The following is an 18724-nucleotide window of genomic DNA, read 5'->3' as shown; positions in this document are numbered from 1 at the left end:
GTCAGGCCCGGTGCCCGGCCACCGTCTCGCGCACGAGTGGCGCCACCTCGCGGCCGAACCGGACGACCTGCTCCAGGGTCTGGTGTTCCGGCCAGAACACGAAGCTGGTGAACGGCAGCTCCATCGCGACCCGCGACAGGAGTGCCGCCCACTGCTCCACGGTGCCGCGCACCGGCTCCGCCCCGCGCTCGGCCCGGACGTCGCCCGGCTCGTCGGTGATCTCGCCGGCGATCTGGGCGATCCGCCGGATGTCGCCCGGCTGCCGTCCGGCCGCGATCGCCGCCTCGTCAAGGGCCGCGTTCGCCGCCGGCCACCGCTCGTAGGGCAGGTACGAGGGGATCGGCGCCGCCCACCCATCGGCGATCCGCCCGGTGAGCGCGAGCGCCTTCGGGCCCTGCGCCCCCGTCCAGATCTCGATCGGGTGCGCGGGCGCCGGGCCGGGCTCCAGCCCGTCCACCGTGTAGTGCGCGCCCCGCTGGTGGATCCGGCCGCGCCCGGTCCCCCAGATCGCGCGCAGGATCGAGATCGCCTCCTCGAGCGCGGCGTTCGCCTCCGCGCGCGAGCGGCGCTCGACGCCCATCCGGGCGATGGCGTCCCAGTAGCCGCCCGCACCGAGGGCCAGCTCGAACCTGCCCCCGGACACGAGGTCGAGCGCCGCCGCGGTCTTCGCCAGCATCGCCGGCGGGCGCAGGGGAAGGTTCGCGACGTCGGGGAACACGCTGATCCGGTTGGTGGCGGACAGGAGTGCGGCCGCGAGCACGAAGGTGTCCAGGTAGTCGGGCACGTACGGGTGATCTTGGATGCCGAGCAGCCGCAGGCCGTTCCCCTCCGCGGCGACGGCCAGCTCACGATGTTCACCGATGTCGAGCGTCGGCACCAGCGAAAACCCGAAGGACAATTCGGTCATTTCGCCGGTTCCCCTCCACCCGCGGCCAGGCGCATCAGATCGGTGTCGAGGTCGATGCCGGTCTCGGTGCCGCCGGCGCTGCCGAACTCGTGCTGGTAGCTGTGCCAGGACTCGTCCTTGATCTGCCGGGCGAAGCCGCTTTCCATGAAGAGCACGAGCTCGAACGCGGCCCGCTCGATGCGCTTGTCGAAGGCCGGGTCGGCCCAGTCCTCGGGAGCGGCGAACAGCGAGGTCGGCACCGCGGCGGCGCGCAGGTACGCGAACAGCGACCGTAACTGGTCGTCGACGACGAGTGCGTGCCGCGCGGTGCCGGCGGTCGCGGTGAGCACGACCGGTTTGGCGATCAGCAGGTCGTTGTCGAGCACCTGGAAGAACGAGGTGAACAGCCCGCTGGCGCCGGCCTTGTAGACCGGCGTGGCGGCGACGATGCCGTCGGCCCCGGCGAGCGCGGCGATCGCGTCCTGCAGGTTCGGTCCGGTCAGCTGCGAGACCAGCGCGGTGGTGATCTCCGTGGCGAGCCGGCGCAGGTCGACGACCCGGACGCGGACCTCGTGCCCGCGCCGGCCCGCCAGCCCGCTGACGCGTTGCGCGGTCCGGTCGGCCAGCATCCGGGTCGAGGAGGGGTCACCGGTGCCGGCCGTGACGACGACGAGGCTCAGCGGCCCGCTCCCGTTGGCGTTCACGCGTTCGCATCCTTGGTGTCGGTGTCCTGGTACGGCGACGAGCCCGTCACGTTGTCGCCGCGGTTGGCGTTCGGGCGCGGCTGTCGCGGCGCTCGGTCGCCGTACTTCGCCGTGACGAGCGTGGCGTGGGTGGGCGCGTCCGGCACCTCCGGGTCGCGCTTGGCGGCCAGTTCCCGGCGCAGCGTGGGCACGACCTCCTCGCCGAGCAGGTCCAGCTGGTTCAGCACGGTCTTCAGCGGCAGACCGGCGTGGTCCATCAGGAACAGCTGACGCTGGTAGTCGCCGAAGTGCTCCCGGAAGGTCAGGGTCTTGTCGATGACCTCCTGCGGGCTGCCCACCGACAACGGGGTCATCTTCATGAAGTCCTCCATCGACGGACCGTGCCCGTACACGGGGGCTTCGTCGAAGTAGGGGCGGAACTCGCGCACGGCGTCCTGCGACCGCCGGGCGAGGTACGCCTGCCCGCCCAGGCCCACGATGGCCTGCTTCTCGGTGCCGTGGCCGTAGTGGGCGTAGCGCTGCCGGTAGAACTGGATCAGCCGCATGTAGTGCTCCTTCGGCCAGAAGATGTTGTTGGCGAAGAAGCCGTCGCCGTAGTAAGCGGCCTGCTCGGCGATCTCGGGCGTGCGGATGGAGCCGTGCCACACGAACGGCGGCACGTCGTCCAGCGGCCGCGGGATCGAGGTGAAGCCCTGCAGCGGGGTGCGGAACCGGCCCTCCCAGTCCACGACGTCCTCGCGCCACAGCCGGTGCAGCAGGTTGTAGTTCTCCAGTGCCAGCGGCAGGCCCTGGCGGATGTCCTGGCCGAACCACGGGTACACCGGGGCCGTGTTGCCCCGCCCGAGCATCAGGTCCGTGCGCCCCTTCGACAGGTGCTGCAGCATCGCGTACTCCTCCGCGATGCGCACCGGGTCGTTCGTCGTGATCAGCGTCGTGGACGTGGTCACGATCAGCTTCTCGGTCCTCGCGGCGATGAACGAGAGCAGGGTCGTGGGCGAGGACGAGAAGAACGGCGGGTTGTGGTGCTCGCCGATGGCGAACACGTCCAGCCCGGCCTCCTCGGTCTTCTGCGCGATCCGCACGATCGCGTCGATCCGCTCCGCCTCGCTCGGCGTCCGTCCCGACACCGGGTCCCGGGTGATGTCACTCACCGAGAACACTCCGAACTGCATCCCGCTTCTCCTTCGCCGGCCTTGCTCCACCCAACATAGTAATAGTTGGTGACCATCAATGGCGGTGACCAACGGCGTCGGGCGGGCGACGCTCGCCACACCGTCCACGGTAGTGGCCGGCTCGCGGTGCGGCCCGTCGGTGGCGTCCGGGAGGTCAGCCGAGGTCGACACCGAACAACGCGCGGGCGTTGCCGTGCGCGATCTTGCGGCGGTCGAGCTCGCTGATCGGCGCGCGCTCGATCCAGTCGGCCGCACCGGCGTTCTCCGAGTACGGGTAGTCCACGGAGAACAGGATGTGGTCCGCGCCGACGGTGAGCACCGCGTTGACGAGCGCGTGGTCGGAGAAGTTGCCGCTCGTGGTGATCCAGATGTTGTCCGCGACGTACTCGGGCAGCGACTTGCCGAGCCGCCTGCCGAACGGGTTGTCCTCGAACATGTGCTGTGTCCGCCACAGCAGCGCGGGCAGCCCTTCGCCCAGATGCCCGAGGATCAGCTTCGTGGTGGGAAACCGGTCGAAGTGGCCGCTCAGCAGCAGCCGCACGGTGTGCGAGGCCGTCTCGGTGCCGAAGCCCCAGGTCGCGCCCTTCATCTCGGGATGCCCGGCGTAGAGGCCCAGCCCGCCCGGCAGCGACGGGCGCGGGTGCAGGTACAGCGGCACGTCGAGCTCGGCGAGGGTCTCCCAGAACGGGTGGTACCGCGGCTCGTCGAGGTAGCCGCCGTGCTCGCTGTCCCCGATATTGGTGTAGCCGTTGACGAGCACCCCCTTGAAGCCCAGCCCGGTGATCGCGCGGCGCAGCTCGGCAGCGGCGTTTTCCGGCTCCTGCAAGGCGATCGCCGCGAACCCCGAGTACCGGTCCGGCCGCCTGGCGACCTGCTCGGCCAAGAAGTCGTTCTGGCGCCGCGCCTCCGCGGTGGCCGCCGCCGGGTCGGCGACGCTCTGCACGCCGGGCGCGGTCAGGGATAGGATCGTGTGCCGGATGCCGGCCGCGGCCATGCTGCCCAGCCGGACCTCGCCGAACTCTCCCAGCTTTTCCTGCACCGGGCGGTAGAACTCCGGGGTGACCCCGCCGTTGTCCGACACGTCCGCCAGCGCGGCCTCGTCGGCCAGCAGGCGCGCCACCTTGTCCGGATGCTCGTAGGCCTCTTCCAGCGCGATCTTCGGCAGGCGGGCGGCAGTCATCGACCCGGTCTCCTTCATACGGTGGGTATCCGTGCGGACATTACCGCGCCGCCACCGGCTTCCGGCACCAGGCGAGCCGCGGCCCGCCGCTGCCACCGTGCAGGGCAGTAGCCGGGGATGAACAGGAAGTTCGCTGTCCACTGTGGATAGCTCACAACGGTCGCGGTGCGGCCGGCGTCTCCGCCGTGCGGCCACCGGCGGTCGCGGCCAGCCCGTCCAGCAACGCTGCCGGCGCGCGCTCGAACCGTTCCTCGTGCCGGGGTCCGGTTCGCAGGGCTTCGGCGAGCACGTGCCCCAGCACGAAGGTCGTCATGGCGTTGAAACCGCCAGCGCGTCCGGCGCCGTGAAGCCCTTGCCGGTCAAGATCTCCAGCACGGACTCGACGCTGCGCAACGCCACCTGCCCGCGCGCGGGCCGCGTCGCGACGAGCGGCAGCAGCGCGGGGTGTTCCAGCAGGCGCAGCCGGAACGACCGCCCGCCCCCGGCCACTACCGCCGCGGTGCGGCGGCGAACAAGCACGCCACCTGCGGCGGGTTCGTTCTGGCGACGCGGCGAGCCCAGTGGGGGTGGCCGCCGCGGCCCGGTCGCCTACGCACTCACGGCGGCGCTCGTGTTCGGCGGTGCGGCGGCCGGGTTGTGGATGTCGGACCAGCGCGTGCTCGGCGTCCTGCTGCCGGGCCTGTTCGTGGCGAACCTCGCCGTCCTCAAGACGATGCGCCTGGACACGATGACCGCCGCGCCGACCACCCGGTGACCAGCGCCGCCGGAGCGGGCGCGAGCGTGCGCATCGTCTCGCAGTACGGTCACCGGACGGCCGGGTAGGAGAGGGGAACGCACAGGATGTCCGCTGACAGCACGGTCCGGCGACCGCGGGACTTCGTCGGCTACGGCCGGCACCCGCCGCAGGTGCGCTGGCCGGGCGGCGAGAAGCTGGTGGTCAACATCGTGATCAACTACGAGGAGGGGGCCGAGTACTCGCTGCCTGACGGGGACGGCCGCAACGACGGCTGGGGCGAGTACGACTACGAGACCGACGCCTCCGTCCGGGACCTGGGCAGCGAGACGCACTACGAGTTCGGCAGCCGGGTCGGCATCTGGCGGCTCGCGCGCTTGTTCGACCGCTACGACGTGCCCGTGACCGTCGGCGCGTGCGCGGTCGCGCTCGAACGCAACCCGCAGGTCGCGGCCTGGATCCGCGACCGAGGGCACGACGTGGTCGGGCACGGTTACCGCTGGCTGGAGTACAACCGGATGAGCGTCGAGGAGGAGCGCGAGCACCTGCGCCTGGCGATCGAGTCGCTGACGCGCACCACCGGCGAGCGGCCACTCGGCTGGTATCTGCGCTCGTTCCCCAGCGAGCACACCCTGGAGCTGCTGGTCGAGGAGGGCGGCTTCCTCTACGACTCCGACCCGTGCAACGACGAGTTGCCCTACTTCACCACGGCCGGCGGGCAGGACCTGCTGATCGTGCCGTATTCGAAGGTCTACAACGACACGCGTTACCTGCTCAACCCGACCTACGGCTCGCCGGCGCAGTTCTTCGAGAGCCTCCGGCTGGGCGTGGACTACCTCTGCGACGAGGTCGACCACGGGCTGGGCCCGCGGATGCTGACCGTCGGGCTGCACCCGCGGTGGAGCGGCCAGGCCAACCGCGCCAGCGCGGTGCGGGACTTCGTCGAGTACATCGGGCAGAAGGACGGCGTCTCGTTCCTGCGCCGCCTGGACATCGCGCGCTGGTGGCTCGAGCACCACCACGAGTGGTCCTGAACCGGTAAGGGACTCGGTGAGAACCACCCCGCCGCCGCCAAGTCTTCCTCCGGGCCGAGCGCGGCGCCCTCAGGGAACCAGCCCCGCCAGTGCCGACGCCGCGACGGACTCCAGTGCGGCGCGGCCGGGGCGGCTCTTCGCGAGCACGTTCATCCCCTGCACGACGGCGACCAGCAGCTCGGCCGACTCCGGGCCGGCGCCGGGGCGCAGCTCGCCCTCGGCGCGGGCGCGGGTCAGCGCCGCGGCGAAGGCGGCACGCAGGTTCGCCAGGTGCAGGCTCATCAACCCGGCCAGGTCCGGGTCCCGCGTCGCGAACTCGACCACCGAGTTCGTGATCAGGCACCCCCACCGCCGGTCGCCGTCGACCATGGCGTCGATCAGGTGGGCGAAGTAGTCCCGCAGCCCCTGCATGCCCGTCGGCGCGGCGGTGATGCGGCCGACCGCCTCCGCCGTGACCGTCTCGGCGTAGCGGCGCAGGGCCGCGGCGAACAGCTCACGCTTCGCGCCGAAGGCCGCGTACACACTGCCGGGCCGCACCTGCATCGCCTGGCACAGGTCCTGCATCGAGGTCGCGTCGAAACCCTGCTGCCAGAACGTGCGGAGAGCGGCGTCGAGCGCCTCGCCGACGTCGAAGCCCCTAGTGCGTCCCATGCCCGAATTCTATGGCGTCTCTCCGGCAAAACACACTTCCTCCGGTATGGACAGGGGAATCAGCGGTCCATATTGTTGTATGGACGTTCAACTATGGAGGCGGTATGCGGATCGCGGTGATGGGCACGGGCGGTGTCGGCGGCTACTTCGGGGCACGCCTGGCCGAAGGCGGGCACGACGTGGCGTTCGTCGCGCGCGGCGCCCAGCTGGCTGCGCTGCGGGCGAACGGGTTGCGTGTCGAGAGCCCGATGGGCGACGTGCACCTGCCCGAGGTCGAGGCCACCGACGATCCCGGCACGCTCGATCCGGTGGACCTGGTGCTGTTCGGCGTGAAGCTGTGGGACACCGAGGCGGCGGCCGGGCAGATCCGGCCGCTGCTGCGCGCGGACACCGCCGTGGTGTCCTTCCAGAACGGCGTGGTCAAGGACGACATCCTGCGCCGGGTGCTCGGGCCGGAGCACGTGCTCGGCGGGGTCTGCTACATCGCGGCCACGATCGCCGAGCCCGGCGTCATCCGCCACTCCGGCAACATGCAGAAACTCGTGTTCGGCGAGTACGACGGCAGCCAGTCCGCCCGCACCGCCCGGTTCCGCGAAGCCTGCGCGGACGGCAAGATCGACGCCGAGGTCAGCGACCGGATCGAGCGGACGATCTGGGAGAAGTTCGTGTTCCTCGTCGGGTTGTCGGGCACCACCAGCCTCACCCGCTCCCCGATCGGCCCCATCCGCGCCATTGACCGCAGCCGCGCGTTCCTGCGCGATGTCATGGACGAGGTCGTGCGGGTGGCCCGCGCGCAGGGCGTGCCGCTGCCCGAGGACTACGCCGACGACCGGCTCGCGTTCGTCGACACCGTGCCCGACACGATGACCTCCTCGATGCACCACGACCTCGAACGCGGCAACCGGCTCGAAGTGCCCTGGCTCAGCGGCGACGTGGTCGACCGCGGCCGCGCGCTCGGAGTGCCCACCCCGGCCAACCGCGCCATCGCCGACCTGCTGGCGGTGCACGCCGAAGGCCGGAAATGACCGTGCCGACCGTCCGCGGGATCGGCGCGCGGCTCGTGCGCGTGCCGATGCGCCGCCCGCTGGGCACCAGCGCCAGCCGGATCACCGAGGCGCCCCTGCTGCTGCTCGACCTCACCACGCACGAGGGCGTGACCGGGCGCGGCTACCTGTTCTGCTACCGCGAAGCCGCCGGGCACGCGATGCTGCCGCTGGTCGCCGAGGCGACCGCGCTCCTGGCGGACAGTCCGGCCGCGCCCGCGGCGGTGCGGCGGACGATGGCGGGGCACCACCGGCTGCTCGGCGTCCGCGGGCTGGTGTCCGGCGTGCTCGCGGCCCTCGACATGGCGTGCTGGGACGCGCTCGCGGTCGCGGCGGAACAGCCCCTCGCCCGGCTGCTCGGCGCCGAGCCGCGCGCGCTCCCGGCCTACAACAGCAACGGGCTCGGTCTGCTGGACCCGGCCGAGGCCGCCGACGAAGCGGTCGAACTGGCCGAGGGCTTCGCCGGCGTCAAGATGCGGCTGGGCCGCCCGGATGCGGCGGCCGACCTCGCCGCCGTGCGCGCCGTGCGGGCGGCGCTGCCCGCCGGCACCGCGTTGATGGCGGACTTCAACCAGGCGCTTCGCCTCGACGAGGCCCGGCAGCGGTGCCGCATGCTCGACGGCGAAGGCCTGTCGTGGCTGGAGGAACCGATCCGGCACGACGACCACACCGGTGCCGCCGAGCTCGCCGCCACGCTGGAGACCCCGGTGCAGCTCGGCGAGAACTTCACCGGCCCGCGGGCGATGGCCCGCGCGCTCGCCGCCGGTGCGAGTGACTTCGTCATGCCCGACGCGGACCGGATCGGCGGGGTCACCGGATGGCAGGCCGCCGCCGCGCTCGCGGACGCGGCCGGGGTCCCGATGTCGTGCCACCTCTACCCCGAGGTCTCCGCGCACCTGCTCGCCGCGACCCCGACGGCACACTGGCTGGAGTACGTCGACTGGGCCGATCCCATCCTCATCGACCCCGTCACCGTCGCCGGCGGCCACGTCACCGCCGCCGACCGTCCCGGCAGCGGCCTGGCCTGGGACGAGCAGGCCGTCGCCCGCTTCCGCGTCGGCTGAGCACCGGGACGCTCGGCTCCGCCCTGCGCGCCCCGGACGGCGTGCGGGTCTGGCAGTACCCGGTCAACGGCTACCAGGCCGAGTGGCTGCACCTCGCCGACATCGCCAACGGGCTGGCCGAACCGGACGTCCCGGTCAAGACCGCTGTCGAAGACCCCATGTTCGCGGTCGAGCTCGCCGACCGCGGCGCCGAACTCCTCCTGGAGCGCCTGTGAGCCCGCTGTCCGTGGCACTTCCCGACGACCCGGCCGCCGCCGGGGCGCACCGCGCCGTGCTGGCCGGTGTCCCGGCCCGCCTGCGGGTGGCGGAGTCGCCCGCCGCCGACATCCGGGGGTGTCCGGCAACTCGGCCGGCTGGTTCGTCCGGGCCGGCGATCTCCGCACGGCCCCAGGCCGTCCGGCTGTCCTGGCCGTCGTCCGAAGTGGACCCCTGACGGATCCTGGACTCGGTCGTGACCGTCCGCGACGCCGGGGACCTGGGCGCGCTGCTCGACCAGCTCGGGCTGCTGCGGCAGGTGACCGGCGGGGTCACCGTCGAGACGACCGGCCGCACAGCTGGGAAGTACCTCGTCGCCGGCCGGGCGGGTGCCGCCGTGGTGTCGCTGAGCGGCACCGTCGCGCCCATTCGGCGCGGCCCGGTACGAGAGCGGGCGCCGACGCGGCGCTGGCCGCCGGGCTCGGCGACTGAGCGGCGGCTTCGGTTCAGCGAACCGGCGCCCGACGGCGGACGCTCCACCGACGCACCCCGCCCTGGCACCGGCCAGGCCGACCGTCCACGATCAAGACGGTTCGTCGTAGATATTGTCAACAATTTCATCGACGATTAGGGTGACACCAGACGGCTCACGGAGAGCGACGATGCGGCCCGGCACGACCAGGCGGCATCGGACCCGACCTGCCCACCCGCGTCGCGAAGAGGACCAGCTTTGATCATCGACTGCCACGGCCACTACACCACCGCCCCACCCGCGCTCGAGGCCTGGCGCAAGCAGCAGATCGCCGCCCTGTCCGACCCCGCCGCTGCCCCCGCCCGCGCCGACCTGCGGATCAGTGACGACGAGCTGCGCGAGACGATCGAGACGAACCAGCTGCGGCTGATGGACGAACGCGGCATCGACCTGACGATCTTCTCCCCCCGCGCGTCGTTCATGGCCCACCACGTCGGCGACTTCGCCACCTCGTCGGAGTGGGCGAGCATCTGCAACGAGCTGTGCCACCGCGTCAGCCGGCTCTACCCGGAGCGGTTCGCCCCGGCCGCGATGCTCCCGCAGTCCCCCGGCGTCGACCCCGCCACGTGCGTCCCCGAGCTCACCCGCTGCGTCGAGGAGTACGGCGCCGTCGCGCTGAACCTCAACCCCGACCCCTCCGGCGGCCACTGGACCGCACCCCCGCTCACCGACCGCTCGTGGTACCCGGTCTACGAGAAGATGGTGGAGTACGACGTGCCGGCGATGGTGCACGTCAGCACGAGCGTGAACCCCGCGTTCCACACGACCGGCGCGCACTACCTCAACGCCGACACCACGGCGTTCATGCAGCTCGTCCAGGGCGACCTGTTCACCGACTTCCCGACCCTGCGGCTGGTCATCCCGCACGGCGGCGGCGCGGTGCCCTACCACTGGGGCCGCTTCCGCGGCCTCGCGATGGCGCTGGGCAAGCCCGAGCTGGAGGAGCACGTGCTCAACAACGTCTTCTTCGACACCTGCGTCTACCACCAGCCCGGCTCCGACCTGCTCTTCGACGTCATCCCGGCCCGCAACATCCTCTTCGCGTCCGAGATGATCGGCGCGGTCCGCAGCGTCGACCCGCGCACCGGCCACTACTTCGACGACACCCGCCGCTACGCGGAGGCCTCGAAGCTGTCCGCGGACGAGTGGGCCGCGATCCGGGAGCACAACGCCCGCGCCGTCTACCCCCGCCTCGACACCCTGCTCACGAGCCAGGGCCGCTGAGCCCCGATCCCGAAGGAACCCATGACCACCGTCTCCGCCAAGACGCCCGGCTGGCTGGACTGGTACCCGAGCCCGTCGAAGCCGGCGTTCCGGCTCCCGCCCGGCACCGTCGACGTCCATTGTCACGTCTTCGGCCCGCAGGCGCGGTTCCCGTTCGCGCCGGAGCGCAAGTACACGCCCTGCGACGCGAGCCGGGACCAGTTGTTCGCGCTGCGCGACCACCTGGGGGTCGCGCGCAACGTCATCGTGCAGGCCACCTGCCACGGCGCGGACAACTCCGCGATGGTCGACGCCGTCCGCGCGTCCGGAGGCCGGGCCCGCGGCGTCGCGACCGTTCGTCCCGACATCGGCGAGCGCGAGCTGCGTGAGCTCGACGCGGCGGGCGTGCGGGGCGTGCGGTTCAACTTCGTGCGGCGGCTCGTCGACGCCTCGCCGAAGGAGGACCTGAGCACGATCGCGGAAAAGATCGCCCCGCTCGGCTGGCACATCGTGCTCTATTTCGAAAGCGCCGACCTGCCGGAGCTGGAGGGCTTCTTCGGTTCGCTGCCCGCGCCGCTGGTGATCGACCACATGGGACGGCCGGACGTGACGAAGCCGGTGGAGGGGCCCGAGTTCGCCCGGTTCCTGCGCTTCGTCGAAGGCAACGACGTCTGGGTGAAGGTGACCTGTCCCGAGCGCCTCACCGTGAGCGGGCCGCCGGCCCTCGACGGCGAGCGGCACGCCTACACCGACGTCGTGCCCTTCGCCCGGCGCGTGGTCACGGAGTTCCCCGACCGCGTGCTGTGGGGCACCGACTGGCCGCATCCGAACCTCAAGAGCCACATGCCCGACGACGGCCTCCTGGTCGACCACGTGCCCCAGGTGGCGGTGACCGCCGAGCAGCAGCACAAGCTGCTCGTCGACAACCCCATGCGCCTGTACTGGCCCGGCGAAGCCGCCTGAACGACCCCACCACTTCCCACGAAGGGCATGCGATGCAGCACGCCAACGCGCTCAACCGGCTCAACCGGCTGCCGATCTCCCGGTTCCACAAGGTCACCCTGCTGGCCGTCTCGTTCGCCTACTTCTTCGAGTTCGCGGACATCAACAGCTTCGCCACCACCTCGCCCAAGCTGATCAAGCTGTGGGGCGTGACGGTCAACCAGGTCGCGTACGTGACCTCGCTGTCGTTCGTCGGCATGTTCGTCGGGTCGATCGTCGCGAGCACGATCGCCGACCGCTGGGGCCGCAAACGAGCCCTGATGCTGACCACCGTGTGGTTCGGCGTCTTCTCGCTCGCGGCGGTGTTCTCGTGGGACGTCGTGTCGCTGGGCGTGTTCCGCGTGCTGACCTCCGCCGGCCTCTCGGCGATGACCGTCGTCGCGGTCATCTACGTCAACGAGCTGTACCCCGCCGCGAGCCGCGGCAAGTACCAGGCCTACGCGATCGTGATCGGCATCTGCGGCACCCCCGTCACGAACCTCATCGCGAGCCTGGTGGTCGACATCAACGACTGGACCTGGCGGCTGGTCTACCTGTGGGGTGCGCTGGGCATCCTGCTCGTGCTGTTCACCCGGCAGCTGAAGGAGTCGCCGCGCTGGCACGAGAGCCGGGGCGAGCACGCCGAGGCCGACGCGGTGCTGCGGGAGATCGAAGCGCGGGTCGTCGCGGAGAAGGGGCCGCTGCCCGAGCCGGCGCCGCCCGTCGAGGAGGCCCCGGCGGGCAAGGCCCCGCTGCGGATGCTGCTGCAGAAGAAGTACCTGTTCCCCACGCTGTTGCTCACCGTCGTGTGGGTGACGCAGACGATCGGGTTCTTCGGATACTCGACCTGGGCGCCCACGCTGCTGGCCAAGGAGGGCTTCAGTGTCGAGAAGTCGGTCTTCTACGTCGCGCTGAGCACCGTCGGCGCCCCGCTGGGGTCCTACCTGGCGGCCCTGGTCACCGACCGCTTCGAGCGCAAGTGGTGCCTGGTCGCCTTCGGCACGGTCATCGCACTGTGCGGGCTGCTGTACGGGCTGACGTTCAACCCGATCCTGATCGTGGTGTTCGGCTTCCTGGTGAACCTGTTCGAGCGCGGCTACACCGCACTCGGGTACGCCTACTCCCCGGAGCTGTTCGACACGCGCGGCCGCTCCCTGGGCACCGGGGTGTCCTACGGCCTCGGCCGCCTGTCGAACGCGGCGGGCCCGCTGATCGTCGCGGCGCTGTACACCGGCAGCGGCTACCAGAGCGTGTTCTTCTTCATCGCCGGCACGTGGCTGGTCGGCGCGATCGTGCTGGGGGTCTTCGGCCCCCGCACCCGCCAGGCGACGGTCCGGAACGCAGCGGAACCCGCCGGGGTCTGACGGAGACGGGTCAGGGGCGGCGCGGGGTTCGCACCGCCCCTCACCCTGCCCGTCATCTGGGCCGCGACGAGAAGTCCGCCTTCGAGTCGTGGGTCCCGCTCGGGCTCTCGAGGTTGTTGAACCGGCCGATGATCTCGTCGACCTCCGCGGGGCCGTACCGGCCGGGGTTCGCGCCGAGGTCCTCGATCTCCCCGTGCACGTTCTGCCAGGTCTTGAACTCGTCGGAGTTGCCGCCGGGCCAGTCGAAGTCGGCGGAGAACCGCACGTCGTCGAGGAACTCCTTGCGCTCCGCGGGATCGGTGATGTTGTCCGCGGCCTTCATGATCGGGTCGGCGAACTCCCCCTTGATGTCCTTGATGTACCCGGACGACTGGTCGAACGCCTCGCTCGGGGTGTGCTGGAAGGCAGGCCCCTCACCCTTGCCCGGCGTGTAGGTCCCGTCGATCCTGGACTGGATGTTCGGGAAGTTGTTCACCGTGCTGCCGATCGCGGTGTTCGGCTTGCCCGGCCCGAGCGGCAGGTTCTCGATCTTGCTGTTCATCTTGACCAGCTCGCCGTCGTACTTCTGGATCATCGCGTCCCGGTCCGGGTGGCCCGGCGGGTAGTTCTTGTCCACCCAGGACTTCAGGTTGTCGCGCATCGTCTGGAACGAGACCACGTGCCGCGCGTGCACGTCCTGCCCGCCGCCGAACCCCGGGTTCGCCGGGTCCTTCTTCTGTGCCTTGAGGTTGTTGTCCGTGGGCCGCTCGAACTTCTCCGGCCGGTCCCAGGGTGCGCGCGGGTCCTTCTTGGACTTCTTGGGCTTCGTGTCGTCGCCGTCGTCGTCGCGCTTGCGCTTGCCCTTGCCGCTCGTGCCCGGGGTGTTCGCGCTGCCGCCGGAGTTGCCCGCATTGTGCTTCGCCGGCGGGTTCCCGGACGGCGCGCCCTTGCCCGACGACGGGGTCGTCTTGTCCGAGCAGCCCATCAGCCCGAGTGCGTCGAACTCGGCGAACGGGTCGGCCACGTAGGCGGTCGGGTTCGGCCCGGCCGCCATGCCCAGCGGGTCCTGGCTGAGGTACCGCGCGGTCGCCGGGTCGTAGTAGCGGAAGACGTTGTAGTGCAGACCGGACTCCTCGTCCGCGTACTGGCCGGGAAAGCGCAGCGGGGTGGTGGCCCGTGCGCCGGGCGAGGGCAGGGCAGCGCCCCAGACCGTGCGGCGCCCGCTCCAGGCGAGTCCGCCGGTCTCGTCCACGAGGTCGGTGGGAGTGCCGAGCGCGTCGGTGACCACCGAGTGGAAGCGCTCGGCGCCGGGACCACGTTCGAGCTGCGTGACGGGCTCGTGACCGCCGGGGCGCCGCTCCCACGTGGTGCTGCGGCGCACGCCGTCCCGGCCGAGGTGCTCCTGCTCGACGAGCACCGTGCCGTCCCAGACGAAGCGGACCGACTCCGCCACCGAGCCGTCCGGCAGCAGGCACTCCTTCGCGATCCGCCTGCCCAGCGGGTCGTAGCGGTAACGCCAGCGCCACCCGTCCGGGGTGCGCAGCCCGGTGAGCAGGTCACCGGTCCACTCGTACTCCCACACCCGCACACCGTCCGGATAGGACTCCCGCCGGCGCGTCCGGCGCCCCAGTGCGTCGTATTCGACGGCCGGCCCGGTGCCGCCGGACCACGCGGTCAGGTTGCCCGCCGGGTCGTACCGCAGCTCCTCCTGCCCCGCGGGGGTGGACGCGGTGACGACGCGTCCGGTCACGTCGCGGACGAGCCGCAGGTGCCCCGCCTGATCGTCGCGCACCCCGGCGAGCCTGCCGTCGGCCTGGTACTCGAACCCACGGCCCCGCAGGGGTGCGGCGGCGGCCGAGAGCCGCTGCGCGGCGAGCAGCCCGCGAGGGCCGAAGGACTGCTCCAGCACGCTGACGCCGTCGACGTCCCGGGCCACGGCCCGGCCGTCGGCATCGAGCCGGTAGCGCACGGTGTGCCCCGCGGTGACGAGCGAAACCGGGCGCTCCCGCTCGTCGAACGACCACTCGCTCTCGGCCCCGGACGGGGTCCGCCGCCGGATCGTGCGCCGCTGCTCGTCGTAGGCGAAGGTCACCGCGCGGCCGTCGATCGCCTCCCGGACCACGCGCCCGTACTCGTCGCGGTCGAACTCGACCACGGACTCGGCGGACGAGACGCGCACCACCTCGCCCACCGGGTCGTAGGCATAGCTCGTGCTGCCGTGCTGAGTGCGGACCTCGACGAGGTTGCCGAGCACGTCGTAGCGGTTCTCGGTCACGCCGCCGTCCGGGCCGGTGGAGCGCACCAGCTGACCGGCGGCGTCGTAACCGTAGGCCCACGTCCGGCCGTCGAAGTCGGTCTGCCCGACCAGCCTGCCGACCGGGTCGTAGCGGAACGTCCACCTGCGACCGACCGGGTCGGTCACCGACACCAGCCGCAGTTCCGTGTCGTAGCCGTACCGCGTCCGCGCCCCGGCGGGGTCGACCACGGCGGTGACGAGGTCGAACGGGCCGTACTCCCGCCGGGTCACCCGCCCCAGCTCGTCGACGTGCTCGACCTCGTTGCCCTCGCCGTCGTAGCGCCAGATCTCGCGTGCGGACCGGGACCGGGTCCGCGACGCCGGCAGCCCGTCCACCGTCCAGCCCAGGAGCACCCGGCCGCCACCGGCCTCGGGCGCCGACCGCGGCCGGCCGAACTGGTCGCGGTCGGCCGGGTCCGGCACCGCCGCCGGGTCCCGCGGCGCGGGCTCCAGGTCCGCCGCCGTGGCGACGCCGACCGGCTCGTCGATCGGGTCGGGGGCCGCGCCGGGCTCGTAGAACCGGCGCCAGACCCTGGTCACTCCGTGCACCGTCACCGACGCCAGCACCCCGTCGGCGTGCTCGAGCGAGAGGACACTGCCGTCCGGGCGGACGATCTGCAGCGGCGTGCCATCGGCGTCGTGGAGGTAGCGGGTGACCCGGCCCAGCGGGTCGGTGCGGGAGAGCAGCCGGTCGTAGCGGTCCCACTCGAAGACGGTCACCCCGCCGAGCGCGTCCGTCTCGCGCACCGTCTGGCCCGCCGCGTTCAGCTGGAACTCGCTGACGTGGCCGAGGGAGTCGGTGAACCGGGTGACCAGCCGCTCGCGGTCGTAGTCGAAGACGCCGTCGAGGAAGCCTTCCGCGCCCACCGTGCGGATGCACCGGCCCGCCGGGTCGTACACGTAGCGGTACCAGACCCCGTTGCGGTCCTGCCAGCCGGTCAGCCTGCCGTGCGGGTCGTAGTCGAACCGCAGCGGGATACCGGAGGAGTTCACGACCCCGGTCAGCCGGCCGAGGTCGTCGTAGCGGTAGTCGAGCACGACCACGTCCGGGACGCCGCCGCCGAGCACGCGCAACTGGGTCAGCCTGCCGCCGTCGGTCCGGAAGCCCACCCGGACGCCGCTGGAGTGGGTGAGCAGGACGGGCGCGCCGGCCTCGTCGTGGAACAGTTCGGCGCGCTCGCCGTCTGCGCCCTCGACGGCGCGCAACGAGCCGGTGGCCGAGAAGTGCAGCGTCCGGCCCTGGAGTGGCTGGTCGATCGTGAAGGTGCCGTCGGCGTGGCGGGCCAGCGGCCAGCGCGCGCCCTCCACCGGCAGCACCGGCTCGCCGGGGGCGGGCAGCGGGTAGACCAGGATCACCCCGTCGGGACCGACGTAGCCGACCTCGGCCCCGTCGAGCTCCAGCCGCTGGTCCACGGTGGACGCCCAGGACGGCCCGAACCAGCGGCCGGCGCGGTAGGACGAGACGTGCACGCGTTCGAGCAGCAGGTCCGGCAGGCGCAGGTCGGTCTGCTGCAGGATCACCTCGCCGGTCGCGATGTCGACCGGGTCGGTCAGGCATTTGCGCTGGTCCGGCCCGACCGCGGTGTCCCGCGGGTTGTCCGGCTTGCTCGACGACGGTTTCGTGGAGTCCGGCGAGCCCTTGGGCGTGCCCCCGCTGTCGTCCAGCTTCGGCGGCGGCACGTCGTCGCTCTTGGGTGCGCCGGCGCCGTCACCCGTCTTCGGTGGGGGTGAGGCGTCGCCGCCGCCGGTGTCCTTGGCCCCGGACGGGGCGGTGTCGCCGTCGTTCAGCTTCGGTGGCGGATCGATCTTGCCGGCGTCGCCGCCACCCTTGCCGCTCGCGCCGGACGGGATGGTCTTGTCACCGACCGGGTCGACGTTCTTCGCACCCGAAGGCAACGTGTCGACCTTGCCCGGGGCGGCCTTCGGACCGGGCTTGAGACCCTTCATCCCCTTCGCCGCGTCCTTGAACAGATCCCCCGCCTTGCCCAGCAGCTTCCCCAGGTCACCCAACGCCTTGGTCAGGTTCTTGACCAGGCTCGCGATGTCCTTCGCCGTCTTCGCGACCAGGTTCACCACCTGCGGCACAACCCACGTCAACCCGATCCCCAGGGTGAACAGCACTTGCAACGCCCACGAGATCATGTGCCCGACGACCTGGGCGATGGTGTCCCGCACCAGCTGACGCACCGCCGCGACCACCTCGCCCGCGGTCTTCACCCCACTGGACGCGCCCTCACACGCCTGCCCCGCACCCTGCAGGATCTTGACCATGTCATCGGCCTGCCGCCGGTAGGAGTCCGCACCGGGACCCGTCCAGGACTGGACGTCGGCCTCTACCTGATTCCCCAGATCGGTCGCGACCTGCCCCAGCTCCGACGCGATGTTCTTCCACGTCTCCGAATGCGCCGTGATCTGGTCAGGACTGCCCGCCAGCTTGTCCAGCGCCTCCTTCAACGGGCCCACGTGCTCCATCAGCCACCCGACACCCGCCGCCAGGATCGACCCGAACGGATCCGCCACGAACGCCAGCGCGTCCATCGCCGTCCCCGCCACCCCCATGACGGTCGAAGCCCAGTCACCGCTCTCGATGCCCTGCTTCAGCGCCTGGCCGTCCTCGAGGATCGAGATCCCCGAGATCCCGGTCGTCGAGTCCTTCGCCTGCGCCACCAGCGGGTTGGTCATGCCCTGCCCCCATCCACGGTCGTCACCGTTCACGCGCCACCAGTCAGTTGGGACACCCGTGGCCCCGCGGTGGTTCCCGGTGGTGACGAACCGTGCACTCTCGATACCAGTGTCGAGACCGTTCGGGCAACCCGGCTGCCGGCGACGAACGTCCACTTGCGTCCGATTTCTCCGGATCTCCTTGCGGGCAGGGTGAATTCTTGCTGTGAAAACCGCTGTTTCCTGAAACGCCACGGGCCCCCGGCACGACCACCGGAACGTACCCGGTGATCGGAGCAGAGAGATGTCCATGACCACGCTCGTGCGCGACGGCGTCAACCGCGCGCTGCGACCGCTCGGGGTGCAGCTGGTCCGCGGGCACAGCGACGACCCCGGCATCCGCCCGTTCCTGCCCGCCCGCCGCGTCCTCGCGGAGGCACGGCGGGAGGGCCTGTCCGTCGAGGACTACCTCGACCGCTACAGCGCCGAGCCAGGCGCGACCGCCGCGACGGCGGCGGCCATGCTCCGCCTGGCGGACCTCGGCGACAAGGCGGCGCGGGTGTGCGAGATCGGCGCCGGCAGCGGCCGGTACGCCCGCAAGGTGATCGCGGCGCTGGAACCGGAGGCCTACGAGATCTACGAGACCGCCGACGACTGGCTCCCGCACCTGCGCACCCTGCCCGGCGCCGTGCTGCGCGCCACCGACGGGCACACCCTGCGCGAGACCGCGACCGGCTCGGTCGACCTGGTGCACTCGCACAAGCTGTTCGTCTACGTCCCGCTCGTCACCACGGCCGGCTACCTGCAGGAGATGGCGCGGGTCCTGCGCCCCGGCGGCGTCGCCGCGTTCGACATCGTCACCGAGGACTGCCTCGACGAGGAGACCACCCGGGCCTGGATCGAGAGCAACGCCGGGATCTACACGATGACCTCGCGCAGCTGGACCGTCGACCTGCTCGCCCGCCGCGGGTTGTCGCTGGTCGGCAGCCATTTCGAGCCGATGTCGGGCGGGCGCACCGAGCTGCTGGTGTTCCGGAAGGACTGAG

The 18724-nt window shown here is 71.6% G+C and carries 19 protein-coding genes; 11 read left to right on the top strand and 8 right to left on the bottom strand.

Annotated features, from left to right (window positions below; all coding sequences use genetic code 11):
* Nucleotide 1 precedes the first annotated feature (1 nt).
* From LWP59_RS16090 to LWP59_RS16065, 6 genes are all read right to left on the bottom strand, one after another.
* Nucleotides 2-907 carry an LLM class flavin-dependent oxidoreductase gene (locus LWP59_RS16090; protein ID WP_144644146.1) on the bottom strand — a complete coding sequence of 302 codons (906 nt, stop codon included), beginning with the start codon at nt 905-907 and terminating at the stop codon, nt 2-4.
* Nucleotides 904-1590, bottom strand: a complete 687-nt coding sequence (locus LWP59_RS16085; protein WP_229857461.1) for a CE1759 family FMN reductase — start codon at nt 1588-1590, stop codon at nt 904-906. Before LWP59_RS16085 ends, LWP59_RS16090 begins: the two co-directional genes overlap by 4 nt.
* Complete coding sequence (locus LWP59_RS16080) at nt 1587-2762, bottom strand: LLM class flavin-dependent oxidoreductase (RefSeq protein ID WP_144644144.1); 1176 nt, start codon at nt 2760-2762, stop codon at nt 1587-1589. Before LWP59_RS16080 ends, LWP59_RS16085 begins: the two co-directional genes overlap by 4 nt.
* A gap of 154 nt (nt 2763-2916) precedes the next feature.
* Complete coding sequence (locus LWP59_RS16075; protein WP_186383558.1) at nt 2917-3942, bottom strand: amidohydrolase family protein; 1026 nt, start codon at nt 3940-3942, stop codon at nt 2917-2919.
* A 151-nt stretch (nt 3943-4093) separates the two neighbouring features.
* Entirely contained in the window at nt 4094-4255 is a 162-nt protein-coding gene (locus tag LWP59_RS16070) for a hypothetical protein (protein WP_186383557.1), read from the bottom strand.
* A complete protein-coding gene (locus LWP59_RS16065) occupies nt 4252-4431 on the bottom strand; it encodes a TetR/AcrR family transcriptional regulator C-terminal domain-containing protein (protein ID WP_186383556.1) in 180 nt (59 codons plus the stop codon). The genes LWP59_RS16070 and LWP59_RS16065 overlap by 4 nt, the downstream gene beginning before the upstream one ends.
* A 10-nt stretch (nt 4432-4441) precedes the next feature.
* Between LWP59_RS16065 and LWP59_RS16060 the strand changes: the two genes are divergently transcribed.
* Both LWP59_RS16060 and LWP59_RS16055 read left to right on the top strand, forming a co-directional pair.
* On the top strand, nt 4442-4696 hold the full coding sequence (locus LWP59_RS16060; protein ID WP_144644138.1) for a hypothetical protein: 255 nt from the start codon (nt 4442-4444) through the stop codon (nt 4694-4696).
* Nucleotides 4697-4782: 86 nt separating this feature from the next.
* Complete coding sequence (locus LWP59_RS16055; protein ID WP_144644136.1) at nt 4783-5709, top strand: polysaccharide deacetylase family protein; 927 nt, start codon at nt 4783-4785, stop codon at nt 5707-5709.
* Nucleotides 5710-5778: 69 nt separating this feature from the next.
* Here the strand turns inward: LWP59_RS16055 and LWP59_RS16050 are convergent, their stop codons facing one another.
* Complete coding sequence (locus LWP59_RS16050; protein WP_144644134.1) at nt 5779-6360, bottom strand: TetR/AcrR family transcriptional regulator; 582 nt, start codon at nt 6358-6360, stop codon at nt 5779-5781.
* A 104-nt stretch (nt 6361-6464) separates the two neighbouring features.
* On the opposite strand from LWP59_RS16050, the gene LWP59_RS16045 reads away from it, so the two are divergent.
* From LWP59_RS16045 to LWP59_RS16010, 8 genes are all read left to right on the top strand, one after another.
* The gene (locus LWP59_RS16045) at nt 6465-7385 is read left to right on the top strand and encodes a ketopantoate reductase family protein (protein WP_144644132.1); all 921 of its coding nucleotides are present in this window, start codon (nt 6465-6467) and stop codon (nt 7383-7385) included.
* Entirely contained in the window at nt 7382-8467 is a 1086-nt protein-coding gene (locus LWP59_RS16040; protein WP_144644130.1) for an enolase C-terminal domain-like protein, read from the top strand. The genes LWP59_RS16045 and LWP59_RS16040 overlap by 4 nt, the downstream gene beginning before the upstream one ends.
* Before the next feature lie 41 nt (nt 8468-8508).
* Nucleotides 8509-8682 (top strand): hypothetical protein, encoded by a 174-nt coding sequence (locus tag LWP59_RS16035; RefSeq protein ID WP_186383555.1) that lies wholly within the window; start codon nt 8509-8511, stop codon nt 8680-8682.
* Nucleotides 8679-8900: a hypothetical protein gene (locus LWP59_RS16030; RefSeq protein ID WP_144644128.1), complete on the top strand. Its 222-nt coding sequence runs from the start codon at nt 8679-8681 to the stop codon at nt 8898-8900. The genes LWP59_RS16035 and LWP59_RS16030 overlap by 4 nt, the downstream gene beginning before the upstream one ends.
* 18 nt (nt 8901-8918) lie before the next feature.
* Nucleotides 8919-9293 carry a hypothetical protein gene (locus LWP59_RS16025; RefSeq protein ID WP_144644126.1) on the top strand — a complete coding sequence of 125 codons (375 nt, stop codon included), beginning with the start codon at nt 8919-8921 and terminating at the stop codon, nt 9291-9293.
* A gap of 99 nt (nt 9294-9392) precedes the next feature.
* Nucleotides 9393-10418: an amidohydrolase family protein gene (locus LWP59_RS16020; protein WP_191334799.1), complete on the top strand. Its 1026-nt coding sequence runs from the start codon at nt 9393-9395 to the stop codon at nt 10416-10418.
* Nucleotides 10419-10439: 21 nt separating this feature from the next.
* On the top strand, nt 10440-11360 hold the full coding sequence (locus tag LWP59_RS16015; RefSeq protein WP_144640311.1) for an amidohydrolase family protein: 921 nt from the start codon (nt 10440-10442) through the stop codon (nt 11358-11360).
* Nucleotides 11361-11392: 32 nt separating this feature from the next.
* On the top strand, nt 11393-12742 hold the full coding sequence (locus tag LWP59_RS16010) for an MFS transporter (protein ID WP_144640314.1): 1350 nt from the start codon (nt 11393-11395) through the stop codon (nt 12740-12742).
* A 52-nt stretch (nt 12743-12794) separates the two neighbouring features.
* On the opposite strand, the gene LWP59_RS16005 is transcribed toward LWP59_RS16010, so the two are convergent.
* Nucleotides 12795-17699 (bottom strand): RHS repeat-associated core domain-containing protein, encoded by a 4905-nt coding sequence (locus LWP59_RS16005; RefSeq protein ID WP_144640317.1) that lies wholly within the window; start codon nt 17697-17699, stop codon nt 12795-12797.
* A gap of 289 nt (nt 17700-17988) precedes the next feature.
* On the opposite strand from LWP59_RS16005, the gene LWP59_RS16000 reads away from it, so the two are divergent.
* The gene (locus LWP59_RS16000; RefSeq protein ID WP_229857459.1) at nt 17989-18723 is read left to right on the top strand and encodes a class I SAM-dependent methyltransferase; all 735 of its coding nucleotides are present in this window, start codon (nt 17989-17991) and stop codon (nt 18721-18723) included.
* The last annotated feature ends 1 nt before the right edge of the window (nt 18724 follow it).

The sequence above is a fragment of the Amycolatopsis acidiphila genome (assembly GCF_021391495.1).
Lineage (GTDB): Bacteria > Actinomycetota > Actinomycetes > Mycobacteriales > Pseudonocardiaceae > Amycolatopsis_E > Amycolatopsis_E acidiphila.
Note: the sequence above shows the minus strand (reverse complement) of the source record. Positions and strands in the feature narration are given on the sequence as shown.

What these genes read in the sequence shown, in the direction of transcription:
- LWP59_RS16015 (WP_144640311.1), top strand. Translation starts at nt 10,440, where the DNA reads ATGACCACCGTCTCCGCCAAGACGCCCGGCTGGCTGGACTGGTACCCG.
- LWP59_RS16055 (WP_144644136.1), top strand. Translation starts at nt 4,783, where the DNA reads ATGTCCGCTGACAGCACGGTCCGGCGACCGCGGGACTTCGTCGGCTAC.
- LWP59_RS16045 (WP_144644132.1), top strand. Translation starts at nt 6,465, where the DNA reads ATGCGGATCGCGGTGATGGGCACGGGCGGTGTCGGCGGCTACTTCGGG.
- LWP59_RS16010 (WP_144640314.1), top strand. Translation starts at nt 11,393, where the DNA reads ATGCAGCACGCCAACGCGCTCAACCGGCTCAACCGGCTGCCGATCTCC.
- LWP59_RS16070 (WP_186383557.1), bottom strand. Translation starts at nt 4,255, where the DNA reads ATGACGACCTTCGTGCTGGGGCACGTGCTCGCCGAAGCCCTGCGAACC.
- LWP59_RS16000 (WP_229857459.1), top strand. Translation starts at nt 17,989, where the DNA reads ATGACCACGCTCGTGCGCGACGGCGTCAACCGCGCGCTGCGACCGCTC.
- LWP59_RS16090 (WP_144644146.1), bottom strand. Translation starts at nt 907, where the DNA reads ATGACCGAATTGTCCTTCGGGTTTTCGCTGGTGCCGACGCTCGACATC.
- LWP59_RS16075 (WP_186383558.1), bottom strand. Translation starts at nt 3,942, where the DNA reads ATGACTGCCGCCCGCCTGCCGAAGATCGCGCTGGAAGAGGCCTACGAG.
- LWP59_RS16050 (WP_144644134.1), bottom strand. Translation starts at nt 6,360, where the DNA reads ATGGGACGCACTAGGGGCTTCGACGTCGGCGAGGCGCTCGACGCCGCT.
- LWP59_RS16005 (WP_144640317.1), bottom strand. Translation starts at nt 17,699, where the DNA reads ATGACCAACCCGCTGGTGGCGCAGGCGAAGGACTCGACGACCGGGATC.
- LWP59_RS16080 (WP_144644144.1), bottom strand. Translation starts at nt 2,762, where the DNA reads ATGCAGTTCGGAGTGTTCTCGGTGAGTGACATCACCCGGGACCCGGTG.
- LWP59_RS16040 (WP_144644130.1), top strand. Translation starts at nt 7,382, where the DNA reads ATGACCGTGCCGACCGTCCGCGGGATCGGCGCGCGGCTCGTGCGCGTG.